Raw genomic sequence first — 25,202 nt, 5'->3', positions numbered from 1 at the left:
TACCACTAACATGGGTTCCTGCTTAATTTAAAAGTGGTTTTATGAACCATGCGTTTACAATTATATCCATACTGATTGTGTAATGGAATTAATAATTATTTATATTTTTTTATCTAATTTACTAAAAATAAATATATATTTAATAATTATACGTTTATATAAATAAAAATACTTATTTGGTTGCAGTTTATCTAATCGATAAAGTACTTGTGTAGTGTTTTATGAAATAGAAAGTCGCATTCAACAATTTTATTCGCCCAATCATAGCATCTCCTGTAAATTTAAATAAACTATGAAAACATTTATCACTATTGTATTAGTATTAATAACAATAAACACATTTGCCCAGCAAAAGGATGATGTTATTAATAAAGTGTTTTACACTTTTAAACACATGACTGATACCAGTCAACAAAATAGTTATAGAGAAGAGAACATGATGCTTTACGTTGGTAAATCGCTTAATCAGTACTTCAGTGCCGATCAGGAAAAAAAGGATTCCCTTAGATTAAAACAAATAGAATCAGGCGGAGGATTTGTTATAAATACTGGAGGAAAGAAAACAACAGCTACCCAAATATTAACAGATAAGGCTGCTAAAAAAATAATCATTAAAGAAAGTTTGATTAAACAATATTACTACGAGGATGCTTACCCGAATATTATTTGGAAAATTACTTCGGAAGTTAAAGAGATTGGAAATATAAATTGTACAAAAGCTGAAGGCAATTATAAGGGGCGTGTTTATTATGCCTGGTTTACGACCGAATTGCCATTAACGGGTGCTCCCTGGAAATTATTGGGTTTGCCTGGCCTGGTCTTAGAAGCCTACGATACAAAAAAACAAGTGATGTTTTTATTTGCGGGAATAGAGAAAAACCACGGAAAAATAAGTGAAATAAACCTGGAACCACCAGGAGCCATTAAAACAACTAAAAAGGATTACTTACAGATGGAAACAGTTGCTAAAAGTGACCCCATGGGATTCATCAATTCTAGTGCAGCAGCTGCAGGATCAGGGCTAAAAATCTCAGCTGGTGGTGGAAATGGAAACTTCAAGCCTAAGAAACCATCTAACCCAGTGGAGTTAAAAGACAACTAGTGCATGAACATGTTTTTTAAGGTATTTTTTGTTCTTTTATTTTGTTCATTTAATACCAAGGCACAATTTAAAATAAATGGAAACGTAAAGGATGCTTTAGGAAAAAACTTAAAAGATGTTACCGTATCCGTTAACAATAGCACAACAAAGGGGTTGATTGCCTATTTTATTACCGATGAGCAGGGGAATTACATCATTACTTTACCAAGTATGAGTAATGTTTTTATTAGAGCATCCTACATTGGCTTTAATAATGAAGAAAAGGTAATTTCAGATAAAATATTCATGTATAATTTCAAATTAACTGAGGGGGAGATTAATTTAACTGAGGTTAAAGTGAAAGCTCAAAATATGTTGACTCAAAATGGAGACACCCTTAATTATAACGTTAAACAATTTAGTAGAAACCAGGATAGAACCATAGGTGACGTGATCAGGAACCTGCCTGGAATTACTGTAAATCCATCAGGAACAATTAGCTATAACGGGCGACCAATAAACAAATTCTATATTGATGGAGACGACCTCCTGGGCGAAAAATATGCCTTGGCATCAAATACTATTACTTTAGATGCAGTTGAGGCCGTGCAGGTTCTGGAGAACCATCAGCCTGTTAAAATGTTGGAAAATAAAGTGTTTAGTGATGATGGAGCCTTAAATATAAAGTTAAAGGAAAGTGCCCGGCTTAAAGTTTTTGGATCAGGAAATATTTCTGGAGGCTTACCTCTGTATTCAGGGGAAGCAAGGGTAAACGCCCTCGCATTTAAGCGTAAAATTAAATTTATCAATACCTACGCTTTTAATAATATTGGTGCGGATTTAAATACTGAGGTACAAACCCAAAATACCAATGCACCATGGGCACAATCAAAAGATAAGGATGTCACGAATTTACTTGGGTTTACAAGTTTGCCAAATCCGTTATTACCATTTAAATATTATACTAATAATATAAGCCATCTAGCTGCTGTAAACTTTTTACTTCCAATTAGCAAAACCAAAAACATTCGGTTTAACTTATATTGGTTACCAAATAAAATTGGTACTGATACAAAAAGCACTAACACTTTTTATTTGCAAAATGATACGATCAAACAATATGAAAATCAGATAAATTCCTTAAAAAGTAGAGCACTCTTCTTTGGTTCAACATATTTAAACAATTCGAGTAAATTCTATCTTCAAAACCGATTAAGTTTTGAATCAAATTTAGATAACGGAACTTCGAACATAGAAAATGAACTGACGAATTTTAGACAGAGCCTGGGCAGGAATAATAGAACCATTCAAAATGAATTTTTATTAAAGGCGAATAAAAAACAATATCTATTTGAAGTTTCCTCAAACATAAAATACTCGACTAATCCTGAGAACTTAAGCATTGGTTATGGTATTTACCCTTGGTTGCTAAACAATAATATAAATTTTAGGCAAGCGGATCAATATGCAAAGCAGCATTCAATTACCAGCAACACTATATTTTCACTATCAAGGCAAATTAAGAAATTTACAACCGCTATAAAGGCGGAATATTTTTTGGAGAATATTAATTATCAAACTGGTATTAACCTTACACAAACAGATAACAGCACTACGTTGCCTGGTGATAAGTTTCTAAATGATTTAAACTGGTTTCAACAGCGTTTAAAGATAGGCCCCTCTGTAGATTATAGAACCAACAAAATGAACTTATCAATTAGGTTGCCAGTGGTCTTGCGTGATATAAATTATGATGATGAGATTTTGACTAAATCTATTTCTATAGACAGATTTTCTTTTCATCCTGAAGTTAAAGCTAATTTAGAATTGGGAAGATATTCGAAATTATTAGTTGCTGCCAGAAGGGAAACTAATATTCCTACTCCACAGGATCTTTTATTTGGCGGTATATTGCACAGTTATAGGGTTTTGTCCCAAAATAATCAAGAAGTCCAGTTTGGCGCTTTCAACTCCATATCTTTAAGTTTTTCGTATAGAAATCCTATAAAAATAATATTTTTCAATACCGCGATTATTTACTCAAAAAGCTATTCTCCTATTATTTCCAATACTATTTTTAATTCGGGTATGTTACTGACCAAACAGGAGTATTTTGATAATTTGAGTAATCGATTGTTAGTTTTATCAAACTTTAGTAAGTATATTTTTCCAATCAAAGCAACTATAAAGGCAGGTTATAGTGGTTCGGTTCTAGATTATAATCAAGTTCAAAATAACGTTGTTACTAAATTAAAAAGCATTTCTAATAATTTTTCAACTTCGATCAATTCCAAGCCTGTTTGGTACTTTAATACGGAATTGAGTGTAAACTATCTAACTTCTCTTACGAAGAATATTTCTTTAAAAAACAACATTACGGGTGTGAACAAGGTTATTAGTACCGTACTGCAGTCTACCTATAATGTAAATGAAAACTTCTATTTGCAGGCTGAGGTTAATCATTTGTATCAAAGCAATAATGGGAATTCTAATAAGTTTATTCTTTTTGATGCTAAATTGAATTACACCATAAAGAAAACAAAAACAGATGTCGGGTTTAAAGCCGTGAATATTTTTAACGAACGAAGATTTATCATCACTGATATTGATGGATTACAAGTTTCATCCAATGATTTTTGGCTAAGACCACTTACCTTATTACTAAATGTTTCATTTAGATTTTAAACCAATAAATCTGAAACTACTTCCAGTTTTTATTTATTAGACTATTCGGGTTAAAGTGTACTAAGTTAACCCTCATTTTTTAACACCAGCAAAAGCTCCTTTTTAAAAGATTTACCGACCGGAATAAACGTCTGGTCAGAGAGCACCAACATTTCCTGTGACAGCCGTCTGATATGTGCCTTGTTGACAATAAAAGAGCGGTGGGCTTGCAGAAAGAGCGCAGGATCAAGTTTGTCCAGCATGGCCTTCAATGTATGGTATATCGTATACACTTGCGCTGCGGTGGTGATTTTGATGTAATCCTTCATCCCTTCAATGTATAAGATTTCGTCCTGTCTGAGGTTGATGATTCCGCTGGCGTCTTTAATGGCAATGGTTTGATGGACTATCTTATCAGGCAATAACAATCCGGTTTTATCAATTGCCTTTTCAAAACGTTCAAAAGAAAAAGGTTTGAGCAGATAATCTGCCGCATGGAGTTCAAATCCTTCGTAGGCATATTGCTTATAAGCGGTGGTGAAAATAGTTGTTGGCGGCTCTTTCAGCGCAGCCAGAAAATTGAGACCGGTAACCAGGGGCATTTCGATATCAAGAAACAACAGGTTGACCGTGTTTTTCCCCAGAAACTCAAAAGCCTCTACCGCATTTCTGAACTTTGCAGTGAGGACGAGATCAGGGATTTGTGCAATGTAATGTTCCAATACCTGGTGCGCAAAAGGCTCGTCATCAAGGATAATGCAGGAGATCATAAAGTGATAATTAGTTTCACGGAATAAGATAGGTCATTTTCAGTGAACAGCAGTTCATATTTGCCCGGATAATAGAGCTCCAGTCTTTTTTTGATGTTGACCAGTCCAATTCCACCAGGTAGTTTTTTCATTTGAAAAGGCAGGCTGGATAGTTTATCATTTGTGATCAGAAATTCGAGCTTTTGATCCTTGATCATAAATTCAGCATAGACCGAACTGTTGTTTTCTACCTTATGTTTTCCATGCTTGAAACTGTTTTCGATAAGGGGTAATAGTAACATGGGCGGGATTTCCAGATCCTGTGGAAATTCATGAATCAATAGGTTAATTGATGCATCAGGGTATTTCTTTTGTTCCAGTTCAAAATATCCCTTCATAAATTCGAGTTCTGCCTTCACAGAAACCATTGGCTGATCACAATCATAAAGAATATACTGCATCATATTAGAAAGCAGGAGGATAAATCTGGGCGTATCTTTTGAACCCGTCAGGCTCATTCCATAAAGGCTGTTGAGGGTATTGAAAAGGAAATGGGGTTGCAGCTGGTTCTTGAGCATGGTTAGTTGTAATTCCAGATGGTCCTTTTCGATAGCAGCACGTTCGCGTTCATTCTGATAGGAGAAACGGGAAAAGGCAATGCTGAGAAAGGCAATGAAATCGGTCATGATCATATTCCAATCCATAAAGAAGCCTGCGGATTGCATTTTGAAAAAAGCACTTACCGGTTCATTTGAGGTAAACTGCAGAAATATCCAGGCAATCCCAATGTTGTTGTAAGTCGCTATAAACACGAAAACGACTAAGGTTAACAGGAAAAGCAGTAGGTACCGTCTGAGGTAAAGCAATTTTGGAACAGCCCAGCGGTAATAGGGGATCAGGTATAAAGTAGAGACAATCGCATACAGCCCGATTTGGTGGTATGGGAAGTACCCATTTTTTACCTTGGGAAGGTTCGCATGCTCCACTAAATTGGAATACTTGTAAAAACCGACGTAAAAAAGCCAGATCATGGCTTCGAAGATTAGCGGGAAATTGAAAACGTTCTTTTTTTGCACAGAACTAAAATCGTTTAAAAATTTGAATTAATCCAGGCTTCCCCGACGAAAGCTGCATTTTTCACGATGAATGAAAGTAGCTTGATTTTGATCTGGCGAAAGATTCCTGTTGCCGAATAAATCCGGTGTAACTCCTTGTTTTCAGGTTCATTTGTAACAGAAACTAAATTTAAAAACATGAAAAACCTATATGCTTTAGTCCTTTCTCTTTTGATCGTATTCGGTTACGTAGCTGCAAATGCTCAGGAAACCGTTAATGGTGGCTTTGAATTGTCGGATAACAAGGGGATGCCCAGAAACTGGATTGCTGATGATGCAGGTGGCAAGTTTGCAATAGGCATCAGCAATCAGGTATTTCGGTCAGGTAAGCAGTCGCTGCAATTAGATGGATCAAAGCGCGGATCGGATACTGAAAAAGCAGGTCTTGGCGCAAATAGATTTGGGGCAATGTCTTCCACAAAACTCAAAACGATTCAACTTACCGGATGGATAAAAACTGAGGAAGTTCCTGACTCCACGGTTTCACTTTTTATACAGCTCGTTAATGGGGCAAAAATCGTGTATTCGTATGGTCAGGGGCCAGTTAATAAGGGTTGGCAGAAGTTGAGCCTCAGTTATACGCCTCCGGCAGGCGAGGATTGGGTTGGTTTCTACTACGGTATTGAAACGAAATCGGGCGGCACAGTTTGGTTGGATGATTTAAGTCTGATCGTAGATGGGGTAGAAGTTCAGGATCCAAAAAGCCTGTATGAAGAGCCAGATGAGAAAAGTTTAAAGTGGTTGGCCTCGAATCTTTCTGAGTGCAAGTCATTTGATCGCAGTGCTTCATTTAAAGATTTAGTGCCTGTCGGCAATGCTATAAAAGCATCAAGAATAGTGGCATTGGGTGAGCCAACACATGGAACGAGTGAGGCTGGGAAATTTAAGATTCGCCTGATAGATTATCTGATTAAGGAAAAGGGATTTACAACCATCGTACTGGAAGAGGCGATCTCCACCTGTGATCAGATGAACCGCCTGCTTAATCTACCTTCAGCGGCTTTAAAGGATAGTCTTTTGAGGATGCCCTTTTACAAGCTTTGGAAAACGGAACAGATGCTGGAGCTTTTTACCTGGATACAGGATTATAACCTAAAACACAAAGTTAAGATTCGGTTTATAGGCATAGATAGCGAGGATTTTAACCTAAAAAACTCCGGTAAAATGTTGAGGGATTATGGCAGGTCGCATAGCGAAGAAATCCTTGCGCAAACCATCAACCTGGATAAATCCCTGGAAGCAGCACTGAAGTTAAGCAGGAAGCCTATGGATGATCCAAAAAGAGTGGACGCAGGAAATAAGCTAAAGCAACAACTGGATTCCCTGGATTTGGTGATTCTGACAGCAAGAAAAAAGATAGCTAATGAGGAGCAGCTTTTTCAATTGAAAAGTTATGCGAGAGTTTGTCGCCAGTGGGTAGAAACTAAATTATTTTACGGAAACAGAGATGAGTATATGGCTGACAATCTAATTGTTTACCTGGCATCTCATCCGAAGGAAAAGGTGTTGCTTTGGGCACATAACGCACATATTGCTAGTGTCGGTGTTGGCGGATTAAAATCAATGGGCACTTTTCTAAAGGAAAAATTTGCGGCTGATTATTTTCCGATATCCATTACCAGTGCAGGTGGAACCTACATGGCTGCAGAAAATTATGAGCAGAAAAAATGGATGTCTTATGCTATTGAACCGGCATATAAAGGGACTTACGAATATATCCTGGCTCAGGGTAAACCAGCTAATTATTTCCTGAATCTGGCAAATGTTAAGCCACAGTCTGCCGGTTTTTCCTGGTTAGATACGCCAATGAGGCAGTTTGATATGGGCTATGTTTTCGAAAATGAAGATCATTACAAATACCAGGGAACGCTAAAACAATCCTTTGATGGGCTTGTGTTTCTTCGCCAGACTTCTGCCAGTACTTCTCTTTTGAAATAAAGCTTTTTCTAATTTTAGAAAGCGGTTGTTCTTTATCTGGGTATGGCTTTGGTAAAGAACAGCTGGCTTTTCAAAATAACACTAATGCCAGATCGTGAAAAACAAGGCAACTGCTGCGGCCCCCATGATGAAAAACGTGGCCCACAATAAGGTTTTCGATAACCATCCGCTTTTGTATTCGCCCATAATTTTGTCGCTTGCGGCGATTTTAACGATCAGATACAACAAAGGGACAGCAGCGACGCCATTCATTACGGCGGTATAAACCAGGGCTTTCACGGGATCTATGCCGATGAAATTGATGAACAGGCCAATAAATGTTGATAGGATAATGACGCCATAGAAGCCATGTGCTTTTTTAAGCTTGAGGTTTAAGCTGGCGTTCCAGTCAAACGCTTCGGCTACGGCATAGGCTGCAGAGCCTGAAAGTACGGGCACGGCGAGTAAACCCAGGCCAATGATCCCTATAGAGAAGATTAATTTAGCCAGATAACCGGAATTTGGAAAAGAATGTACCAGCGGTTCCAGTGCTTTCGCGGCATCGGCAGCGTTTTTTACATCGGTAATACCGCTGTTGTGCAGTACGGTTGCGCCAACTAAAAGAATACACCAGGTTGTAAATTCCGAGATCACCATTCCTATATTATTATCCTTTCTCATGGCGTGGATATTTGGCCAGCCAATCCTGGGTTTCCCGTCCCTGATGAAACCTTTTTCTTTTTCTTCTTCCACCTCCTGGGAGGCTTGCCAGAAAAACATGTAAGGTGTAATGGTGGTGCCGAATACTCCGGTAATGATAAAAAGAAAATCAAATGAAAACTCAAAATGCGGGACTACCGTTGCCCTTAACACCGTAGACCAGGGCTGATCGATCATGAAGGCGGTAATCGGATAGGCGAGCAGGGCGAGTGCGAGCCATTTCAATATTCTGGAATAGGCGCGGTAACTGGTAAAAATTTCCAGCAACAGGATCGTTGCCGTGAAAAAGAAAGTCAGCAGTACAAAATGAACCGGAACCAACAGTTGCGCGGCTGCGGCCATAGCGCCAATATCTGCCCCGATATTAATGGTGTTGGCTACTACAACGAGGCCTACTACCGCATAAAGTACCTTTCGGCTATAGTGCTCTTTGATCACAGCGGCGATGCCTTTTCCGGTCACCAGACCGATTCTGGCGCAGGCTTCCTGAACGGCTGTCATGAAAGGGAGCATATACAAGGCTGTCCAGAGTTGTCCGTAACCAAATTGCGCACCTGTTTGCGAATAAGTTGCAATGCCCGAAGGGTCATCATCAGCAGCACCGGTAGTCAGTCCGGGCCCTAAAAGGCTAAAGAATTTTCTGATCTTTCTGATCCGGAATTTCATATTGTGTTTTAAGGCCATAGGTAGAAAGCGAATTGGGAAATGCTGTTAACTAAATATACTACCTAATTTAATAAAATCAGGTATTTCCTTTGATGAAGTATCGGGTTCTGGAATGAGGAAGTAAGGAGAACTTTATATTTGACTGATTTTTCTCTATTTAGTTGTACAACTCAAAACCAGAGAAACCTAAACATTTTTTACCTAAAAATTTCTATCCTTTTTATATTCGGTCAGTATTACGTTTTTTTGTAAAAAATATAATACAATAAGCTAATAAATAATTAATATTGGGTTATAAACTAAATCTTATCCTCAACTAAATAATGATCTCTTACCAGAACCTTTCAGATAGTGATCTGGCAGAGCGACTCCATTCCGGAGACCATCGGGCTTTTGGGGAAATCTATGAGCGTTTTTTTGGACTATTATACAAGCATGCCTATAACCGTTTCCGTGATCAGGAACAGGCAAAAGATGTGGTTCATGAGCTGTTTGAAGACTTATGGCTGAAAAGAGAAGTCATTATTATTGATAAAAATCTTTCCAATTATCTCTATACGGCAACCAGAAACAAAATCTTAAAAATCATTGCACATCAAAATGTGGTGACCGCTTATGCGGCAAAACAGGTGATCCTGATTAGGCCGGATGAAGGACTGACCGACCATAGAGTGCGGGAGCGTCAGCTTGCCGAAATTATTGAAAAGGAAGTCCAGTTGTTGCCACCAAAAATGAGAACAGCATTCGAACTCAGTAGAAAATACAACTACACCTATAAAGAAATCGCAGAGAAAATGGACATCACGGAGCAATCTGTGCGCAGCCATGTTAAAAATGCACTTAAAATTTTGAGAGTTAAAATAGGTCTAATGACACTTCTGACGATATTCTGTTATTTATTATCATTTTTTTGATAAATAATATAAAATATTTACCCCCATACCCCCGGTCTTAAAGGTCTATAGTTTAGGAAGCTCAGAAAATGCTTTTTAGAACTTATGCAGAAAAAAGCTGATCTCAATGAATTACTTCATAAATACCATCACGGAACCTGTAATTCAGAAGAACTCGCGTTGCTCGAAACCTGGTATGCGCAGCATATTCCCTCAGATCATGAAATTGCCGAAGAAGAACTGTTAGAGGCCAAATCTGATGTTTGGCAGAACTTAAAATCCAGCTTAAATTTTAGCAGAGAAACTGTCCGTTTGTGGTCAAGGATATCCGCTGCTGCCATTTTGTTCATCAGTTTCTCCGTAGGGATTCTCCTTCATTTTAAACAGGACCCGGGTAAAGCGCCCAATAAAGCGCAGAATAAGTTCGCTAAAAACGACATTCCTCCGGGTGGAAATAAAGCTTATTTAACCCTCGCAAACGGTAAGAAAATTACCTTAACCGATGCAGGAATAGGAACTTTAGCTAAAGAATCCGGCATAGAGATCAGTAAAAATGCAGAAGGGCATATCGTTTATAAAATAGCCGATCAGGCAGGGAACTCAAAAGGTGCATTAACGGCAATGAATAGTATTGAAACCCCAAAAGGTGGACAATACCAAGTGATATTGCCCGATGGTACAAAAGTCTGGTTAAATGCAGCCTCAAGAATTACTTATCCGGTGTCATTCGTAAACCGGGATAGAACGGTGGAGCTGGTAGGAGAGGCTTATTTCGAAGTAGCTAAAGATGCAGCGCATCCTTTCAAAGTAAAAAACTCCGGACAATTCATAGAAGTTTTAGGCACACATTTTAATGTGAATTCTTATGCTGATGAATCCAACATACGTACGAGTCTGATGGAAGGATCGGTAAAAGTCTCTGTATCCTCAGGAAAAGGAGTGCTGCTTAAACCCGGACAACAAAGTACCGTTGCCCCGGGAAAAGAGATTCAGGTAGCAGAAGTAAATGTAGACGATGTGCTGGACTGGAAAAACGGAAACTTTGTCTTTAATGATGAAGACCTCAGAAGTGTATTACGAAAAGTAGCCCGATGGTATGACGTGGAAATTGTATATGAAATTAACCCTTCTGAGGTTTCTCTGCTCGGCGTAGTTTCCCGCAGTAAAAACGTCTCTTCCATTTTGGACGCTATTGAACAAACAGAACAAGTTCATTTTAAGATCGAAGGAAGGAGGATCATTGTGATGAAATAATGCTACTTAACATCATAGGGATCCCACAAAAAAAAGCCGTTGTGCTACCAACACAAACGGCTCCGATAATTAATTATCTTTTTGTTCGGGAGAACCCATCTTATTGCGACAAACAACTCAATCAATTAAACCCAAACGATCAAATATATGATTATTTACCATCTTTTTAGGGGTAAGCCGTCGGCGTATATACCTATTCAATTCATAAGAATTATGAAGCTGATTATCATTTTAATGTCTATAGGTATACTTCATGTAAGTGCCAGTGGATATGCTCAGCGAATCACTTTGTCTGAGAAAAACGCATCTCTCGAGAAAATTATTAACAAAATAAGAATACAATCCGGTTATGGTTTTTTGGGTAGTGCCAAACTGATCCGTACGGCTAAACCTATCGATATCAATGTAAAAGGTGCTACACTGGAAGAGGTGCTTCGCCTTTGTTTTGCCAACCAGGACCTAACCTATGCGGTAAATAACAATATCGTGATCATCAGAAATAAAGAGGAAAGTACAGCAGAAATTGCCCTTGTGGACATTGATGTGCGTGGTCGTGTGCTGGACGAGAAGGGACTTCCTCTGGGTGGTGCTTCTGTGAAGCTTAAATCTGGCTCTAAAGCCGCTGGTACTGATGCTACTGGTAGTTTCTTACTTAAAAACGTAGAAAAAGGAGCCATTTTGGTGGTTTCTTATTTGGGTTATGTTCCAAAAGAAGTAAAAGCGACAGAAAATCTGGGCGATATTCAACTGTCTGAAGATGCAAAAGCATTGAACGATGTAGTGATCAACGTAGCGTATGGAACTTCTAAGAAATCTGCTTTTACAGGTGCTGTTGCCAGTGTAAATGCAGCAGATCTGACCAAAAGACCGGTAACCAATGTATTAACTGCCTTAGCAGGAGCTGCACCAGGTATTCAGGTTAATGCCGGTAGCGGACAGCCAGGTGCTGGCCCTTCTATCCGTTTGCGTGGTTTTGGATCCATCAATGCTTCCAATGATCCATTATATGTAGTGGATGGTATCCAGTATGATGGAAACATCGGAAGTATTAACCCGGAAGATATCGAAAGTATCAGTGTCCTTAAAGATGCCGCATCATCGGCCCTTTATGGTTCCAGTGCTGCCAATGGCGTGATCCTGATCACGACTAAAAAAGGTAGAGCACATCAGGAACAGGTAACTTTCAGAGGTTTGCAAGGCGTAACTTCCAGAGGTGTTCCTGAATATGAAACGGTTGATGCTTATCAGTATTATCCTTTAGCATGGCAGGCTTACAGAAATAGCTTGGTTTATCCGACTACCGGAACAGGACTACCTCTTGCTACAGCCAATACCATGGCTACAAATGACATCAAAACCTTGTTGATGAATAATCCTTTTAACGTTCCTGATAAGACCATTGTAGGTACTGATGGGGTATTAAACCCAAATGCACAATTGAAATATCCAGGCGATCTGGATTGGTTAGATGGTTTGCAGAGAAATGGAGTGAGATCAGATTACAGCATGGCCGTGAGTGGCGGTTCTGAGAAATCTGATTACTATGTTTCCCTGGGGTACCTGAATGAAAAAGGATACATTATCCGTTCTGATTATAACAGAATCAGTGGTAGAATCAATGTCAACTCTAAGCCATTAACCTGGTTTAAAACAGGATTGAACATTTCTGGTAATATTATAAAGTCTAATCAGGCTGATGCGGAGACTTCCGGCAGTATTGTAAACCCCTTTAACTTCTCCAGAAGTATCGGACCAATTTACCCGGTGTATGCTCATGATCCGACAACAGGAGACTTTATTTTAGATGAGAAAGGTCAGAAAATCTATGATACCGGTGGTTTACAAGGAACTTTAGGTATTCCTAACAGACCTTCAGGTGCACTCCCTGGTCGTCATATTCTGCAGGAAACTTTACTGAATACTACACAAATCAAAAGAAATGTATTGGGCGCAAGGACTTATGGAGAAATTACCTTTCTGAAAGACTTTAAATTTACGACTAACCTTGGGGTAGATGTAAACAATTATTTCTTCAATGATTATCAGAATAAAATTGTGGGTGATGGTGCGCCGAATGGCAGAGCCAGAAATACTTCTACCACCACGACTTCTTATACTATTGAGCAGTTATTAAACTATACTAAAAAAATTGATAACCATAATTTTGGTGTCTTATTGGGGCATAACAACTACAGTTATAACTACAAATATTTAACTGGAGCAAGGAACGGTCAGATTCTGGATGGTAACACCGAACTGATTAACTTTGCCACCACTACAGACCTGAGTTCTTATACGGATACCTATAAAAAAGAGGCCTATTTTGCCAGATTGAATTACGATTATGATTCGAAATATATTTTATCAGGTTCCTTTAGAACGGATGGTTCTTCTAAATGGCGTCCTGGAAACAGATGGGGTAATTTTTATGCCATCGGTGCAGCCTGGCTTGCCAGTCAGGAAGACTTCCTGAAAGATGTGAGTTGGTTGTCTTATTTAAAAGTAAGGACTTCTTACGGTTCATTAGGTAATGACGGATTGGATTCTTTATACCCATCAGGTGACTTCTATAGATTGGGTTATAACAATGGTTCTGAACCAGGTATTCTGCTGGCTAACGTTGCAGACCCTAATCTGACCTGGGAAACCAATACACAAGTTGATGCAGCGGTTGAATTTGGCTTCTTCGGAAACAGATTACGCGGTTCATTTGAAGTGTTCGACAGACGTTCTACAGATTTATTGTTTAGAGTGCCATTGGCGCTGTCTAGCGGTATCGGTATTGGAAACGGAGCCACATTTGATAGTACCATTTCTAAGAATATCGGAAATATGAGCAATAAAGGTATCGAGATTCAACTTGGTGGGGATATTGTAAAAACTCAGGATTTTAACTGGGGATTGAATGTCAACTGGACCATGATCCGTAACAAGATCACCAAAATGCCTGATGATGTGCCAACATTTATTGATGGTACAAAACAACTGGCTGTAGGTGTTTCCCGTTATCAGTTCTGGTTGCGTCAATGGGCTGGAGTAGATCCAAGTGATGGTTCTAGTTTGTACCGGATCAATCCTGCAAGTCCTGCTGCACCAGCGGATCTTAGAACAATTGATGGTCAGAATTACACAACTAACACCAACAATGCATTGTTTGCTTATTCAGGAACTGCATTGCCTGATTTTGATGGTAGTTTTACCAATACCTTCCGTTATAAAAGATTGTCACTTTCCGTACAAATGAACTATGGTGTAGGAGGTAAATCATTCGACGCTAACTATCAGGGACTGATGTCTTACAGTTCTTACGGAGGTTCCTTACATGTGGATGCCCTAAAAAGCTGGCAACAGGTTGGTGATCAGTCTAATACCCCAAGATTGGATGTTGGTAGATCTGCTTTAAGTAATGCGACTTCAACACGCTTCCTGATCGATGCTTCTTACCTGGATCTGCGTTCAGTAAATTTAAGCTATGCAGTGCCACCAACATTTATTAAACGTGTTGGATTAAACAACCTTAATGTTTTTGCTTCAGGTGAGAACCTGGTTCTTTGGTCTAAACGTAAAGGATTTGACCCAAGACAGAACTTTAACGGAACAAATTCAAATGTTTATACGCCGTCGAGGGTATTGAGTTTAGGATTAAGTGCAACATTTTAAAATAAGACAAACATGAAAAATCTACACAAACTATATTTACCATTGGGCGTGCTCATTTTGTCCTTTGGCTCCTGTAAAAAAGAATATTTAGATGTTCAACCAACAAACCTGGTTGATACCAAAGCGGTTTTTCTGACCACCACCAATGCTATGTCTGCCCTAAACGGGATCCACAGATCATTGTATATTCAATATTCCAGACAGGAAGAAGGTGGACAGGGTTCGGTGAATATGAATGTTGATTATATGGGAAATGACCTGGTTAATTCAGTCAGCACAACTGCCCATAACGTTTATAAATGGGTGTCGCATAAAAATGCAACCAATGGTACTAATAACTACTTCTATACCTTCTATTACAGGATCATCCAAAATGCCAATATGATCATTGATGGTATTGATGCAGCTGAAGGACCAGAAGCAAGTAAAAAACTAATTAAAGGAGAAGCTTTAGCTTATCGTGCCTGGGCACATTTTGTGCTGGTACAGACTTTTGGAAAACGCTACGATAAAGGAGCTGCCAATACCCAGGCCGGAATACCAATCAAAATCAGCTCTGTTTTAGATGCAGGTTTACCGAGATCCTCAGTAGAGGAGGTATACAAGCAGATTAATGCAGATCTTGATGCTTCCATTTTATCATTGACAGGAGCACAGGCAAGACCTACAAAATCACACCTGGATCTTGGTGTAGCCAAAGGGTTAAAAGCGAGAGTTGCCTTAGCACAAGGTTTATGGGCTGTTGCTGCGCAAAATGCAGTAGAGGCCAGAGCCGGATATCCATTAATGAGCAACGCAGATTACCTGAAAGGCTTTAATAGCCTGGGCAATACAGAGTGGATGTGGGGTAGTGCACAACAAGAAGATCAGACTACCTTCTTCTTTTCTTTCTTTGCTTACATGGGAACTTATGCTTCTACTGCAAATAGAAGTAATCCGAAACGTATCAATTCGGTCTTGTTTAATCAGATTGCGGCAACAGACGTACGTAAAGGCCTTTGGGATCCAACCGGAACAAATACGTCTTTTCCGATCCCTCCTCAAGGGATCAGATCTACTTATATGCAACGTAAATTTACCAATGCCGGTGCCACAAGTGTTGGTGATGTAGTGAACATGAGGGTTGCAGAAATGTACCTGATCGAAGCAGAAGCAAAAGCGCATTTAGCAGTAGAAGGTAATGCCGGAGAAAATATCAATGCACAAAATGCTTTGTTTACTTTGGCTAAAAACCGTAACGCCAGTTATGTACTGTCTACCAATACAGGCGCTGCACTATTGAATGAAATTCTTATTCAAAGAAGAGTGGAGCTTTGGGGCGAAGGATTTGGTTTCTTCGACCTGAAACGTCTGAATTTACCAGTAGACAGAACCGGTGGTAATGCAACATTAGCAATTAGTGGGGTGTTAAGCGTTCCCGCTGGTGGTAATGAATGGCAATGGTCTATTCCACAGGCAGAAATCGATGCGAATAAAGCAATCGGTCCTGCCGGACAAAATCCATAGTTAACTTTATACTTTTACCAAAGGCTGCCCTCTGCAAAGAGAAGGCAGCCTTTTTTATGTGCCCTTGTTTTAGGTAGGTTGGGCTTTGGAGTTCGGGAGTGATATGGGCGGGTTGACGCTTTTTTGTCGGGGCGTTGGAAGGGGATCTGGCCCGGCCAGGGCCCCGACAACCAAGGGGAAAGACTCCGTTTAGGCTGCAAAAATGAACAGATCAGGGTCATAACTGAGGTAATCTACCTGTTTTTATCCAAGGTTTGTTGTTATTTTAGTCTTTTTCAATTGCATCATTATTACTTTTTAAAGTATCTTTGCAGCACTTTATGAATATGATCTCTTTCTTCGAAACCCCATCTGCCAGGATTTATGTCTTGCAAGTAAACCGAAGCCTTACACCAGCTGATATTTCAAAATTAAGTTGGCTGTTTGGAGGCGCAAAAGTTAAAACCGAAACTTCCTTAAGTGGTTTCTTTGTTGGCCCAAGGGCAGCAATGGTAACCCCATGGAGCACAAACGCGGTAGAGATAACTCAAAATATGGACCTTCATGGTATCGTTCGTATCGAGGAGTTTGAAACCGTAACTGCTGATGCTTCGGACTTTGATCACATGTTGTTTCAAAAATATGAAGGACTAGGTCAGGATGTATTTACGACTAACGTACAACCAGAATCCATTCTGGAAATCTCTGACATCGCTGCTTATAACAAGCAGGAAGGTTTGTCATTGAGCGATGAAGAAGTAGATTACTTAAACAAATTAGCTGAAAACCTGGGTCGTAAATTAACCGATTCAGAAGTATTTGGTTTCTCTCAGGTAAACTCTGAACACTGTCGCCATAAAATCTTCAACGGAAGATTCGTGATCGACGGAGAAGAAAAACCTTATTCGCTTTTCAAAATGATTCGCCATACCTCAGAAGCTCATCCTAACGGAATTGTTTCTGCGTATAAAGATAACGTTGCCTTCGTAAAAGGTCCGGTAGTACAGCAATTTGCTCCGAAAAGAGCAGATGTGCCTGATTATTACCAGGTAAAAGATTTTGAATCCGTAATTTCTATTAAAGCGGAAACACATAACTTCCCGACTACCGTTGAGCCGTTTAACGGTGCTGCAACTGGTGCTGGTGGAGAAATCAGAGACAGATTAGCAGGCGGACAAGGTTCATTGCCTCTTGCTGGTACTGCAGTATATATGACTGCCCTGTCGAGATTAGAAGAAAACCGCCCTTGGGAAGCTGGTGTTGAAGAAAGAAAATGGTTGTACCAAACGCCAATGGATATTCTGATCAAAGCCTCTAATGGTGCTTCCGATTTTGGGAATAAATTCGGTCAACCCCTGATCACCGGTTCTGTGCTTACTTTTGAGCATGAAGAAGAAGGTAGAAGGTTAGGTTACGATAAAGTGATCATGCTTGCTGGTGGCGTTGGCTACGGTAAAGCGGATCAGGCTTTAAAACATAAACCAAGTACAGGTGATAAAATTGTCATCTTAGGTGGCGAGAATTACCGTATTGGTATGGGTGGTGCTGCGGTTTCTTCCGCTGACACTGGTGCATTAGGTTCGAGTATCGAGCTGAATGCGATCCAACGTTCTAACCCGGAAATGCAGAAAAGAGCGGCTAATACCGTTCGTGGTATGGTAGAAAGTGATATTAACCCTATCGTTTCTATTCATGATCACGGAGCTGGTGGTCACTTAAACTGTCTTTCTGAACTGGTAGAAGAAACTGGTGGATTGATCGACCTGGATGCACTTCCGGTTGGAGACCCTACACTTTCTGCGAAAGAAATCATCGGAAACGAATCTCAGGAACGTATGGGATTGGTTATCGGCGCAGACAGCATCGATATTCTACATAAAATTGCAGAACGTGAACGCAGCCCAATGTATACTGTTGGTGAAGTAACCGGCGATCACCGTTTTACTTTCGCTTCTAAATCTACAGGTTTAAAACCAATGGACTTAGAATTGAAAGACATGTTTGGCAGTTCGCCAAAGGTGGTAATGGAAGATAAAACTATCGACAGGAAATACGAACCTGTTACTTATGATATCAATAAATTAGATACCTACCTGGAGCAGGTATTACAATTGGAAGCGGTTGCTTCTAAAGATTGGTTAACCAATAAAGTTGACCGTTGTGTAGGTGGTAAAGTTGCCAAACAACAATGTGCTGGTCCATTACAATTGCCATTAAACAACTGTGGTGTAATGGCGCTGGATTATCAGGGAAAAGAGGGTATCGCGACTTCAATCGGTCACGCACCAATTTCTGCTTTGATTGATCCTGCTGCGGGTAGCCGTATCGCCATTGCTGAATCGCTTTCCAACCTGGTTTGGGCTCCGTTAAAAGATGGTTTAGATAGCGTTTCGCTTTCTGCCAACTGGATGTGGGCTTGTAAAAACGAAGGTGAAGATGCCCGTTTATATGAAGCGGTTAAAGCATGTTCGGAATTTGCCATTGAATTGGGTGTTAACATTCCTACCGGTAAGGATTCTTTATCGATGAAACAGAAATATCCGGACGGAGAAGTGATTGCTCCGGGTACGGTAATCATTTCTGCTGGTGGTCATTGCGATGACATTACCGCAGTAGTAGAGCCTGTTCTTCAGAAAAACGGTGGTTCTATCTATTACATCAACTTATCAAATGATACTTATAAATTAGGTGGATCTTCTTTCGCGCAGATCATGAACAAAATTGGTCATGAAACTCCGGATGTAACTGATGCAGCTCAATTTAAAAATACTTTCAATACGATTCAGCAATTGATCAAAACTGGTAAAATCCAGGCAGGTCATGATATCGGTAGCGGTGGTTTAATCACTACGTTATTAGAGCTTTGCTTTGCAGACAGAGACCTTGGTGCTGCCATCGATCTTTCTGAATTGAGCAATGATGACTTGATTAAAGTGTTGTTCGCAGAAAATATTGGTATTGTATTCCAGGCTGATCCATCTGTAGAAGGATTATTAGCTGAAGCGGGTGTGGCTTACCATAAAATTGGTATCGTGAAATCTGAGCCGGTATTAACGGTTAAGAACGCAGGCAGCAGCCATAGCTTTGATATTGATCATTTACGTGATGTATGGTTCAAAACTTCTTACTTATTAGATCAGAAACAAGCTGGTCCGGTTAAAGCAAAAGAACGTTTTGATAACTACAAAAACCACGTTTTAAACTATACTTTCCCATTACAGTTTGATGGTAAAAAACCTTCTTTTGATGCTTCAAAACCAAGACCAAAAGCTGCGGTATTAAGAGAAAAAGGAAGTAATTCAGAGCGTGAACTAGCAAATGCCATGTACCTTGCAGGTTTCGACGTGAAAGATGTACACATGACAGATTTAATCTCTGGTCGTGAGACTTTAGAAGATATCCAGTTTATCGGTGCTGTTGGAGGTTTCTCTAACTCAGACGTATTGGGTTCTGCAAAAGGTTGGGCTGGTGCATTCTTATACAATGAGAAAGCAAGAGTAGCTTTAGAAAACTTCTTTAAACGTGAGGATACGCTTTCTGTAGGTATCTGTAACGGTTGTCAGTTGTTTGTAGAATTGGGATTGATCAACAAGGATCATGAAGAAAAACCTAAAATGCTGCACAATGATAGTCATAAACATGAGAGTATCTTTACTTCATTAACCATTCAGGAAAACAATTCTGTGATGTTATCCAGCCTTGCCGGAAGTACATTAGGCGTTTGGGTTTCACATGGTGAAGGTAAATTCTCTTTACCATATGCGGAAGATCAGTATGGTATCGTCGCAAAATATGCTTACGAAACTTATCCTGCCAATCCAAACGGTTCTGATTACAACACCGCAATGATGTGTGATCAATCCGGAAGACACTTAGTCATGATGCCACACATTGAACGTTCGTTGTTCCAATGGCATTGGGCTAACTATCCGAAAGGACGTAAAGATGAAGTATCTCCATGGATGGAAGCTTTTGTAAATGCCAGACAATGGCTGGAAAGCAAATCTAAATAACATTTTAAACGCCTCCTGATTTGATTCTGGAGGCGTTTTTTCGTTTATACGGTTAGGATTGCTACTTTCGCAATACCTTTTAAAAAGATCGTTATGAAGAATGTCCTGCTTGCCAGCACCTCTACCTTATTTGGAGAAGAATATCTTGCTTACCTGTTGCCGGAGCTTTCTGGCTTTTTTGCCGGTGCTGCTGAAATTGTATTTATCCCTTTCGCCCGCCCCGGAGGTATCAGTCATGATGACTATACGGAAAAGGTAAGGTCAGTTTTTGCAACGATAGGGATTAAGGTACGCGGATTACATACTTTTCCGGAGCCGGAAACTGCAATAGCAGAGGCAGAAGGTTTTTTTACCGGTGGGGGAAATACCTTTTTACTGGTACAACAACTGCATCATTTAAACCTGATGGAGGTATTGAAGAAAAAGGTAGAAAGTGGAATTCCTTATCTGGGAACCAGTGCAGGGAGTAATATTGGCGGTATTAACATGAAAAACACCAACGATATGCCGATTGTTTATCCTTCGGATTTTACCACGATGGGCTTGGTTCCTTTTAACATCAATGCCCATTATCTGGACCCTGATCCTGCGAGTACGCATAACGGAGAAACCAGAGAAACGAGAATCAAAGAGTTTCATGTGTTTAACGATACACCGGTTGTTGGACTTCGGGAGGGGAGCTGGGTAAGTGTAAAAGGTACGGTGGTTCGTACAAAAGGGAGTAAACCTTCCAGAATATTCCTTGCCGGGATGGCGCCTTATGAACTGGAATCAGGTTCCCTGTTGAAGTTTTAAAGGCTGCTTATTCAGCAGTTCCTTTTTGTAATGCCCGCTGTATAAAACTCAGCTGTTTTAATTTCTCTTCTGTTTCCGTCATCGCTTTCAACAGGTTGTTTTCTGTGTTGGTGATGTCGGTTAAGATCTGGGTCATTAGTGCCCATACCGGTTGCATTTTGAGAATCAGTTCTTCTCCCTTAGCGGTGAGCTGGATCAGCCTTTTGCGTTCATCTTTCTTGTCTTTTTTAGAGCCGATGAGCTTTTGCTTTTCCAGTTCTTTCAGCAAACTGATGGTAGAAGGGTGGGTATAACCGATTTCCGTGGCCAATTCTACGACACCTAATGGCTGCTTGTGGTGAAGGGTATAAATCACCGGAAACCATTTCGGTTCGAAATCAATTTCATAGGTATTGTAGAGTAAGGCACCGTCTTTCCGGAGTTGTTCACTCAAGCGCTGTAAGCGGGTAGAAAGGGCCAGGATACCAAGTTCGTCGATGACGCTCATTATTTTAGGGATAACTGATAAAATACGGAATCTCCACCCATCAATGGGAATTGTGCCGGCAAGTCTGCTTTTTCCATTTTCTGAAAGCCATTGCGTTCATAAAAACGAAGGGCAGCCTGTAGCACAGGAACTGTTCCGAGGTAAAGATGCTCAATTCCGTTGTTTTTGCAATGTATGATCAGGTTTTCCAGTAAACGCTGGGCAAGGCCAAGCTCTTTTCCCCTGAATTCTTTTTTTACGAACATCTTGCGAAGAGCAACGGCATTTTCGCTGAATTTAATCATGGCAATGGTGCCTAATAGCTTGCCTTCCGATGTTGCGCCCCAGAAAGCACCACCGTTTTTATAATATATGTTGTCTATGTCTAGTAAATCCGGCTGGTCGCTTAAGGTAATCGCTACCTTAAATTCGATTTGCTGAATCGGTAAAACCAGGTCGATGATTGCTGCTGCAGATTCATTTTTTATTTGCGTTATCTGTACTTCCATCTGTTTCTTTTTTATTGTACGGTTCAAAACTACGTAGTTGACTACATATATCCAAATCGATTCTTATATTTTTACTTATCTTTGTATCCTTGTCGAATTATATGTCCTGTTTTGGTTATTGCAATGATTGTGGAGAAATTCACGAATTGCCTTCTGCGCTTGCTATCCCACATTGTGAGGCCTTAATGGCTCAACTTGCTACACACAAAAGAATAGATTTTGATGTGCCGTTGGAACTTGCCGATCCCCGTTTATCTACCGATATTTTATATACGAAAATGAGGGGACGAATGTTCGGGATCCTGGTTTGTGAAGATGCTCAGGGAGAGGAAGTGATCCTTCGGGCCTTCTCTTCAAGGCATAATGGCGTCTGGAATGTGGCCGGTTGGGTACCACCACTGCTAGATGAACATGCTTTTGTAGCTACGGTAGAGCGGGGGAATCTGGACCTTCATCCTTTAACAGATTTAATAGACAGCCTCCGGAAGGAATCTAAGGAATGGTATTTGAAACTGGCCGAAAGGAGGCTGGTCTCGCATGGGATTCTTGCCAAACTGAATGCGCTGTATACCTTTCATAATTTTAAGGGGGAGAAACGTAGTCTGGAGGAGGCTTTTCAATTGAAAAAGGGAATTCCGGTAGGTACGGGAGACTGCTGCGCACCAAAATTGCTGGATTATGCTGCTACACATGGTTTGAAACCTTTAAGTATTGCGGAATTTTTCTGGGGAAAGGAAACGGCATCCGGACATCGGGTAGAAGCTGGTTTTTATGAATCTTGTGCAGAAAAGTGTCAGCCGATCCTGGGTTTTATGCTTTGTAAGGGTCGGAATTAAGTATTTATGGCCTTTTAATAGCTGAAGGCTATAATTAAATGGTTGTTTTAGCGTTGTTATAAATTATGTTTAACTTTGAGTATCGTACTTACCACCGCCTAACCGGCCGAAATTTATATTGATCTTTTTTTATCAATGAAAAATAAACAACGCTCTTTCCTTCTCATTTCCGCAGTCATTATCTTATTCATAGGCTTTTTGTTTCGAAATTCTGTGGTCCAGCGTGGACAACAATCTACCCTTGTTTCCAGTCTTAAGGAGTTAGAAGATAATAGTTTAAGGATTTCCAAGCTCGATACCATCACCCTGAGTTTACAAACCGCTGAAAATAATTTCAGGATGTACACCACGTTATGGGATACCACCTATTTGAAGAAATATACCAGGGATATTACGCTGATTTCCAGTTTGCTGAAAGACCTTTCCGTAACCGATAGCAGTGATATTTCAGGAAGTATTGTTGGCGATTTGAAAAATAAAAGAGGACAAATGACTTTATATAGTCAGCTTAAAAAACTCACAGACTCTTTAAATAACGTCAATATAGGACTGGAATTGCTGAAAATCACCGGAGATAAACCAACATTTCAGGCATATCCGAAACCAATGCTAAAGAAAGTGACGCAGGTTCAGGAATCTGTTGTTACAGCTCCTGTGCCTAAGCAAAAACTGCTGAGAAGGCTGAAAAATGCCATTGAAAATAAAGAAAGACCTAAAGATTCTACCAGGCGATTGAAAACAGAGGTGACGTATGAGCAAAGAGCTTCTGATATAGAATCGTACAATAAGAAACAGCTGGAAAATATGGAGCAATTCTATATCAAGCTTCTGGCAGATTTAAAGAATAACCGCAATGTTTTAACGAAAAAAGAAGAAGAGATTCTGAAGTTAAATGAAAATATCTTTCAAAATATAAAACGCCTGTTTCAGGAGTTTAGAAACAAGGAAGGCGTGAATGCGGAGCTGAAAAAAGCAATTTTAAAAAGCAGGGCCAATACTTCCCTGGACGCCATAGGAAGGTCCAGACAGATTAACTTCTGGATTAGTGTACTTTCTTATCTTTCGATTATTCTTTTGATGTGGAAGCTTTACAGGGCTTATGATAAGACTTTAAGGGCCAATCAACTGGCAGCAGAACAGGTCGTGATCAAATCCAGGTTCTTTACCAGCATCAGTCACGAGATGAGAACGCCGCTAAATGCAATTATAGGTGTATCTGAACAGTTGAAATCTACGCCTTTAAATGAAGACCAGCAGCAGATGTCTAAGCTCCTCGACAATTCTTCTTCCATGTTGTTGTCTGCTGTAAATGAAGTGCTGGACTTCTCCAGGCTGGAAACCGGAAAGTTATCTCTGGCTAAAACACCCTTCCGCTATAAAAAGATCTTATCAGATATCGCAGCAACCGCAAGGATTCTGGCAGATGAAAAAGACCTGTCCTTAGAACTGATGATGGATGATGCACCGGATTTATTGCTGGATGGGGATCCGTACCGACTGAAACAGATCGTCATGAACCTCATCGCAAATGCGATTAAATTTACCGATAAAGGGAAAGTAAGTATCCTGGTGAGCGTTAAAAAAGCAGATGAAAAACACGTTACCCTGCTCCTGAAAGTGAAGGATACCGGTATTGGTATTGCTGCGGAAAACCTGCCTTTGATCTTCAATGAGTTTTCACAAGTGATCAATTCTAACCGTAGCGACTGGCAAAAAGGCTCTGGTCTTGGATTGGCCATCAGCAAGAAACTGATAGAAATGCATAAAGGTAAAATCGCTGTAGAGAGTACCCTGGGTAAAGGCTCTACCTTTTCGCTGGAAATCCCTTATGTGATTGCCGAAAAAGATAGCGAAGAACTGGACGAACAAAAATCTACGGTGATCAATAGCGACCGCTTTAAGAACCTTCATTTATTGGTGGTGGATGATTCTGATATGAATCTGCTGGTGATCAAAATGATCTTTAAAAAGATCGGAATCAGCTTTGATACGGCACATAACGGACAGGAAGCATTAAACTTTCTGGAGTCTAACCGCTATGATATGGTGCTTACAGATATTCAGATGCCTGAAATGGATGGGATTGAGCTGACTAAGCGGATTCGTGCCCTGGAAGATGAGCAGAAATCTCAGTTGCCGGTTATTGCCATTACCGGACAAATCAGCAGCGATTCTCATGAACGTTACCTTTCGGCCGGCCTAAATGATTATATCGTGAAGCCTTTTACAGAGTCCGAATTGATGGAGAAAATACTGGATTACCTTAAATAATCAAAAAAGGGGCTACCGCCTGGTTTGCCTTTGTAAATTACGCAATCGTTTGCAATGCTTAATGCAAACGATTGTGTGCCTCCCTGTAGTTTTTTAACAAATTTTCTA

General features: G+C 40.0%; 16 protein-coding genes. 11 read left to right on the top strand and 5 right to left on the bottom strand.

The features are described from left to right. Positions 1-292: 292 nt before the first annotated feature. Positions 293-1,102: a GLPGLI family protein gene (locus tag R2Q66_RS22650; RefSeq protein WP_316753502.1), complete on the top strand. Its 810-nt coding sequence runs from the start codon at positions 293-295 to the stop codon at positions 1,100-1,102. A gap of 3 nt (positions 1,103-1,105) precedes the next feature. After that, a complete protein-coding gene (locus R2Q66_RS22645; RefSeq protein WP_316753499.1) occupies positions 1,106-3,766 on the top strand; it encodes a carboxypeptidase-like regulatory domain-containing protein in 2,661 nt (886 codons plus the stop codon). A 65-nt stretch (positions 3,767-3,831) separates the two neighbouring features. Here the strand turns inward: R2Q66_RS22645 and R2Q66_RS22640 are convergent, their stop codons facing one another. Then, positions 3,832-4,515, bottom strand: coding sequence for a LytTR family DNA-binding domain-containing protein (locus R2Q66_RS22640; RefSeq protein WP_316753497.1), 684 nt, complete (start codon positions 4,513-4,515; stop codon positions 3,832-3,834). Then, positions 4,512-5,570 carry a sensor histidine kinase gene (locus R2Q66_RS22635; protein WP_316753495.1) on the bottom strand — a complete coding sequence of 353 codons (1,059 nt, stop codon included), beginning with the start codon at positions 5,568-5,570 and terminating at the stop codon, positions 4,512-4,514. The genes R2Q66_RS22640 and R2Q66_RS22635 overlap by 4 nt, the downstream gene beginning before the upstream one ends. A gap of 177 nt (positions 5,571-5,747) precedes the next feature. Here R2Q66_RS22635 and R2Q66_RS22630 point away from each other — a divergent pair, with 177 nt between their 5' ends. Further along, positions 5,748-7,547 carry an erythromycin esterase family protein gene (locus tag R2Q66_RS22630; protein WP_316753493.1) on the top strand — a complete coding sequence of 600 codons (1,800 nt, stop codon included), beginning with the start codon at positions 5,748-5,750 and terminating at the stop codon, positions 7,545-7,547. An 81-nt stretch (positions 7,548-7,628) separates the two neighbouring features. On the opposite strand, the gene R2Q66_RS22625 is transcribed toward R2Q66_RS22630, so the two are convergent. Next, positions 7,629-8,912 (bottom strand): divalent metal cation transporter, encoded by a 1,284-nt coding sequence (locus R2Q66_RS22625; RefSeq protein ID WP_316753491.1) that lies wholly within the window; start codon positions 8,910-8,912, stop codon positions 7,629-7,631. A 323-nt stretch (positions 8,913-9,235) separates the two neighbouring features. On the opposite strand from R2Q66_RS22625, the gene R2Q66_RS22620 reads away from it, so the two are divergent. The 6 genes from R2Q66_RS22620 (at position 9,236) to pepE (ending at position 21,012) form a co-directional block, all read left to right on the top strand. Beyond that, complete coding sequence (locus R2Q66_RS22620) at positions 9,236-9,826, top strand: RNA polymerase sigma factor (protein WP_316753489.1); 591 nt, start codon at positions 9,236-9,238, stop codon at positions 9,824-9,826. Positions 9,827-9,910: 84 nt separating this feature from the next. Then, the gene (locus tag R2Q66_RS22615) at positions 9,911-11,059 is read left to right on the top strand and encodes a FecR family protein (protein ID WP_316753487.1); all 1,149 of its coding nucleotides are present in this window, start codon (positions 9,911-9,913) and stop codon (positions 11,057-11,059) included. A gap of 213 nt (positions 11,060-11,272) precedes the next feature. Further along, positions 11,273-14,719, top strand: a complete 3,447-nt coding sequence (locus R2Q66_RS22610; RefSeq protein ID WP_316753485.1) for a TonB-dependent receptor — start codon at positions 11,273-11,275, stop codon at positions 14,717-14,719. 12 nt (positions 14,720-14,731) lie between these two features. After that, positions 14,732-16,225, top strand: coding sequence for a RagB/SusD family nutrient uptake outer membrane protein (locus R2Q66_RS22605; protein WP_316753483.1), 1,494 nt, complete (start codon positions 14,732-14,734; stop codon positions 16,223-16,225). A gap of 326 nt (positions 16,226-16,551) precedes the next feature. Beyond that, the gene (purL, locus tag R2Q66_RS22600; RefSeq protein WP_316753528.1) at positions 16,552-20,217 is read left to right on the top strand and encodes a phosphoribosylformylglycinamidine synthase; all 3,666 of its coding nucleotides are present in this window, start codon (positions 16,552-16,554) and stop codon (positions 20,215-20,217) included. A gap of 93 nt (positions 20,218-20,310) precedes the next feature. Beyond that, positions 20,311-21,012: a dipeptidase PepE gene (pepE, locus tag R2Q66_RS22595; protein ID WP_316753481.1), complete on the top strand. Its 702-nt coding sequence runs from the start codon at positions 20,311-20,313 to the stop codon at positions 21,010-21,012. Between the two features lie 7 nt (positions 21,013-21,019). Here the strand turns inward: pepE and R2Q66_RS22590 are convergent, their stop codons facing one another. Together R2Q66_RS22590 and R2Q66_RS22585 are read right to left on the bottom strand one after the other, a co-directional pair. Continuing rightward, positions 21,020-21,499, bottom strand: coding sequence for a MarR family winged helix-turn-helix transcriptional regulator (locus R2Q66_RS22590; protein ID WP_316753479.1), 480 nt, complete (start codon positions 21,497-21,499; stop codon positions 21,020-21,022). After that, positions 21,499-21,987, bottom strand: a complete 489-nt coding sequence (locus tag R2Q66_RS22585) for a GNAT family N-acetyltransferase (protein ID WP_316753477.1) — start codon at positions 21,985-21,987, stop codon at positions 21,499-21,501. The genes R2Q66_RS22590 and R2Q66_RS22585 overlap by 1 nt, the downstream gene beginning before the upstream one ends. An 89-nt stretch (positions 21,988-22,076) precedes the next feature. Between R2Q66_RS22585 and R2Q66_RS22580 the strand changes: the two genes are divergently transcribed. Together R2Q66_RS22580 and R2Q66_RS22575 are read left to right on the top strand one after the other, a co-directional pair. After that, complete coding sequence (locus R2Q66_RS22580; protein WP_316753475.1) at positions 22,077-22,823, top strand: hypothetical protein; 747 nt, start codon at positions 22,077-22,079, stop codon at positions 22,821-22,823. Positions 22,824-22,958: 135 nt separating this feature from the next. Continuing rightward, positions 22,959-25,094 carry a response regulator gene (locus R2Q66_RS22575; RefSeq protein ID WP_316753473.1) on the top strand — a complete coding sequence of 712 codons (2,136 nt, stop codon included), beginning with the start codon at positions 22,959-22,961 and terminating at the stop codon, positions 25,092-25,094. The last annotated feature ends 108 nt before the right edge of the window (positions 25,095-25,202 follow it).

Source organism: Pedobacter gandavensis, from assembly GCF_032677645.1.
In the GTDB taxonomy this organism is placed as follows: Bacteria; Bacteroidota; Bacteroidia; order Sphingobacteriales; family Sphingobacteriaceae; genus Pedobacter; species Pedobacter gandavensis_A.
Note: the sequence above shows the minus strand (reverse complement) of the source record. Positions and strands in the feature narration are given on the sequence as shown.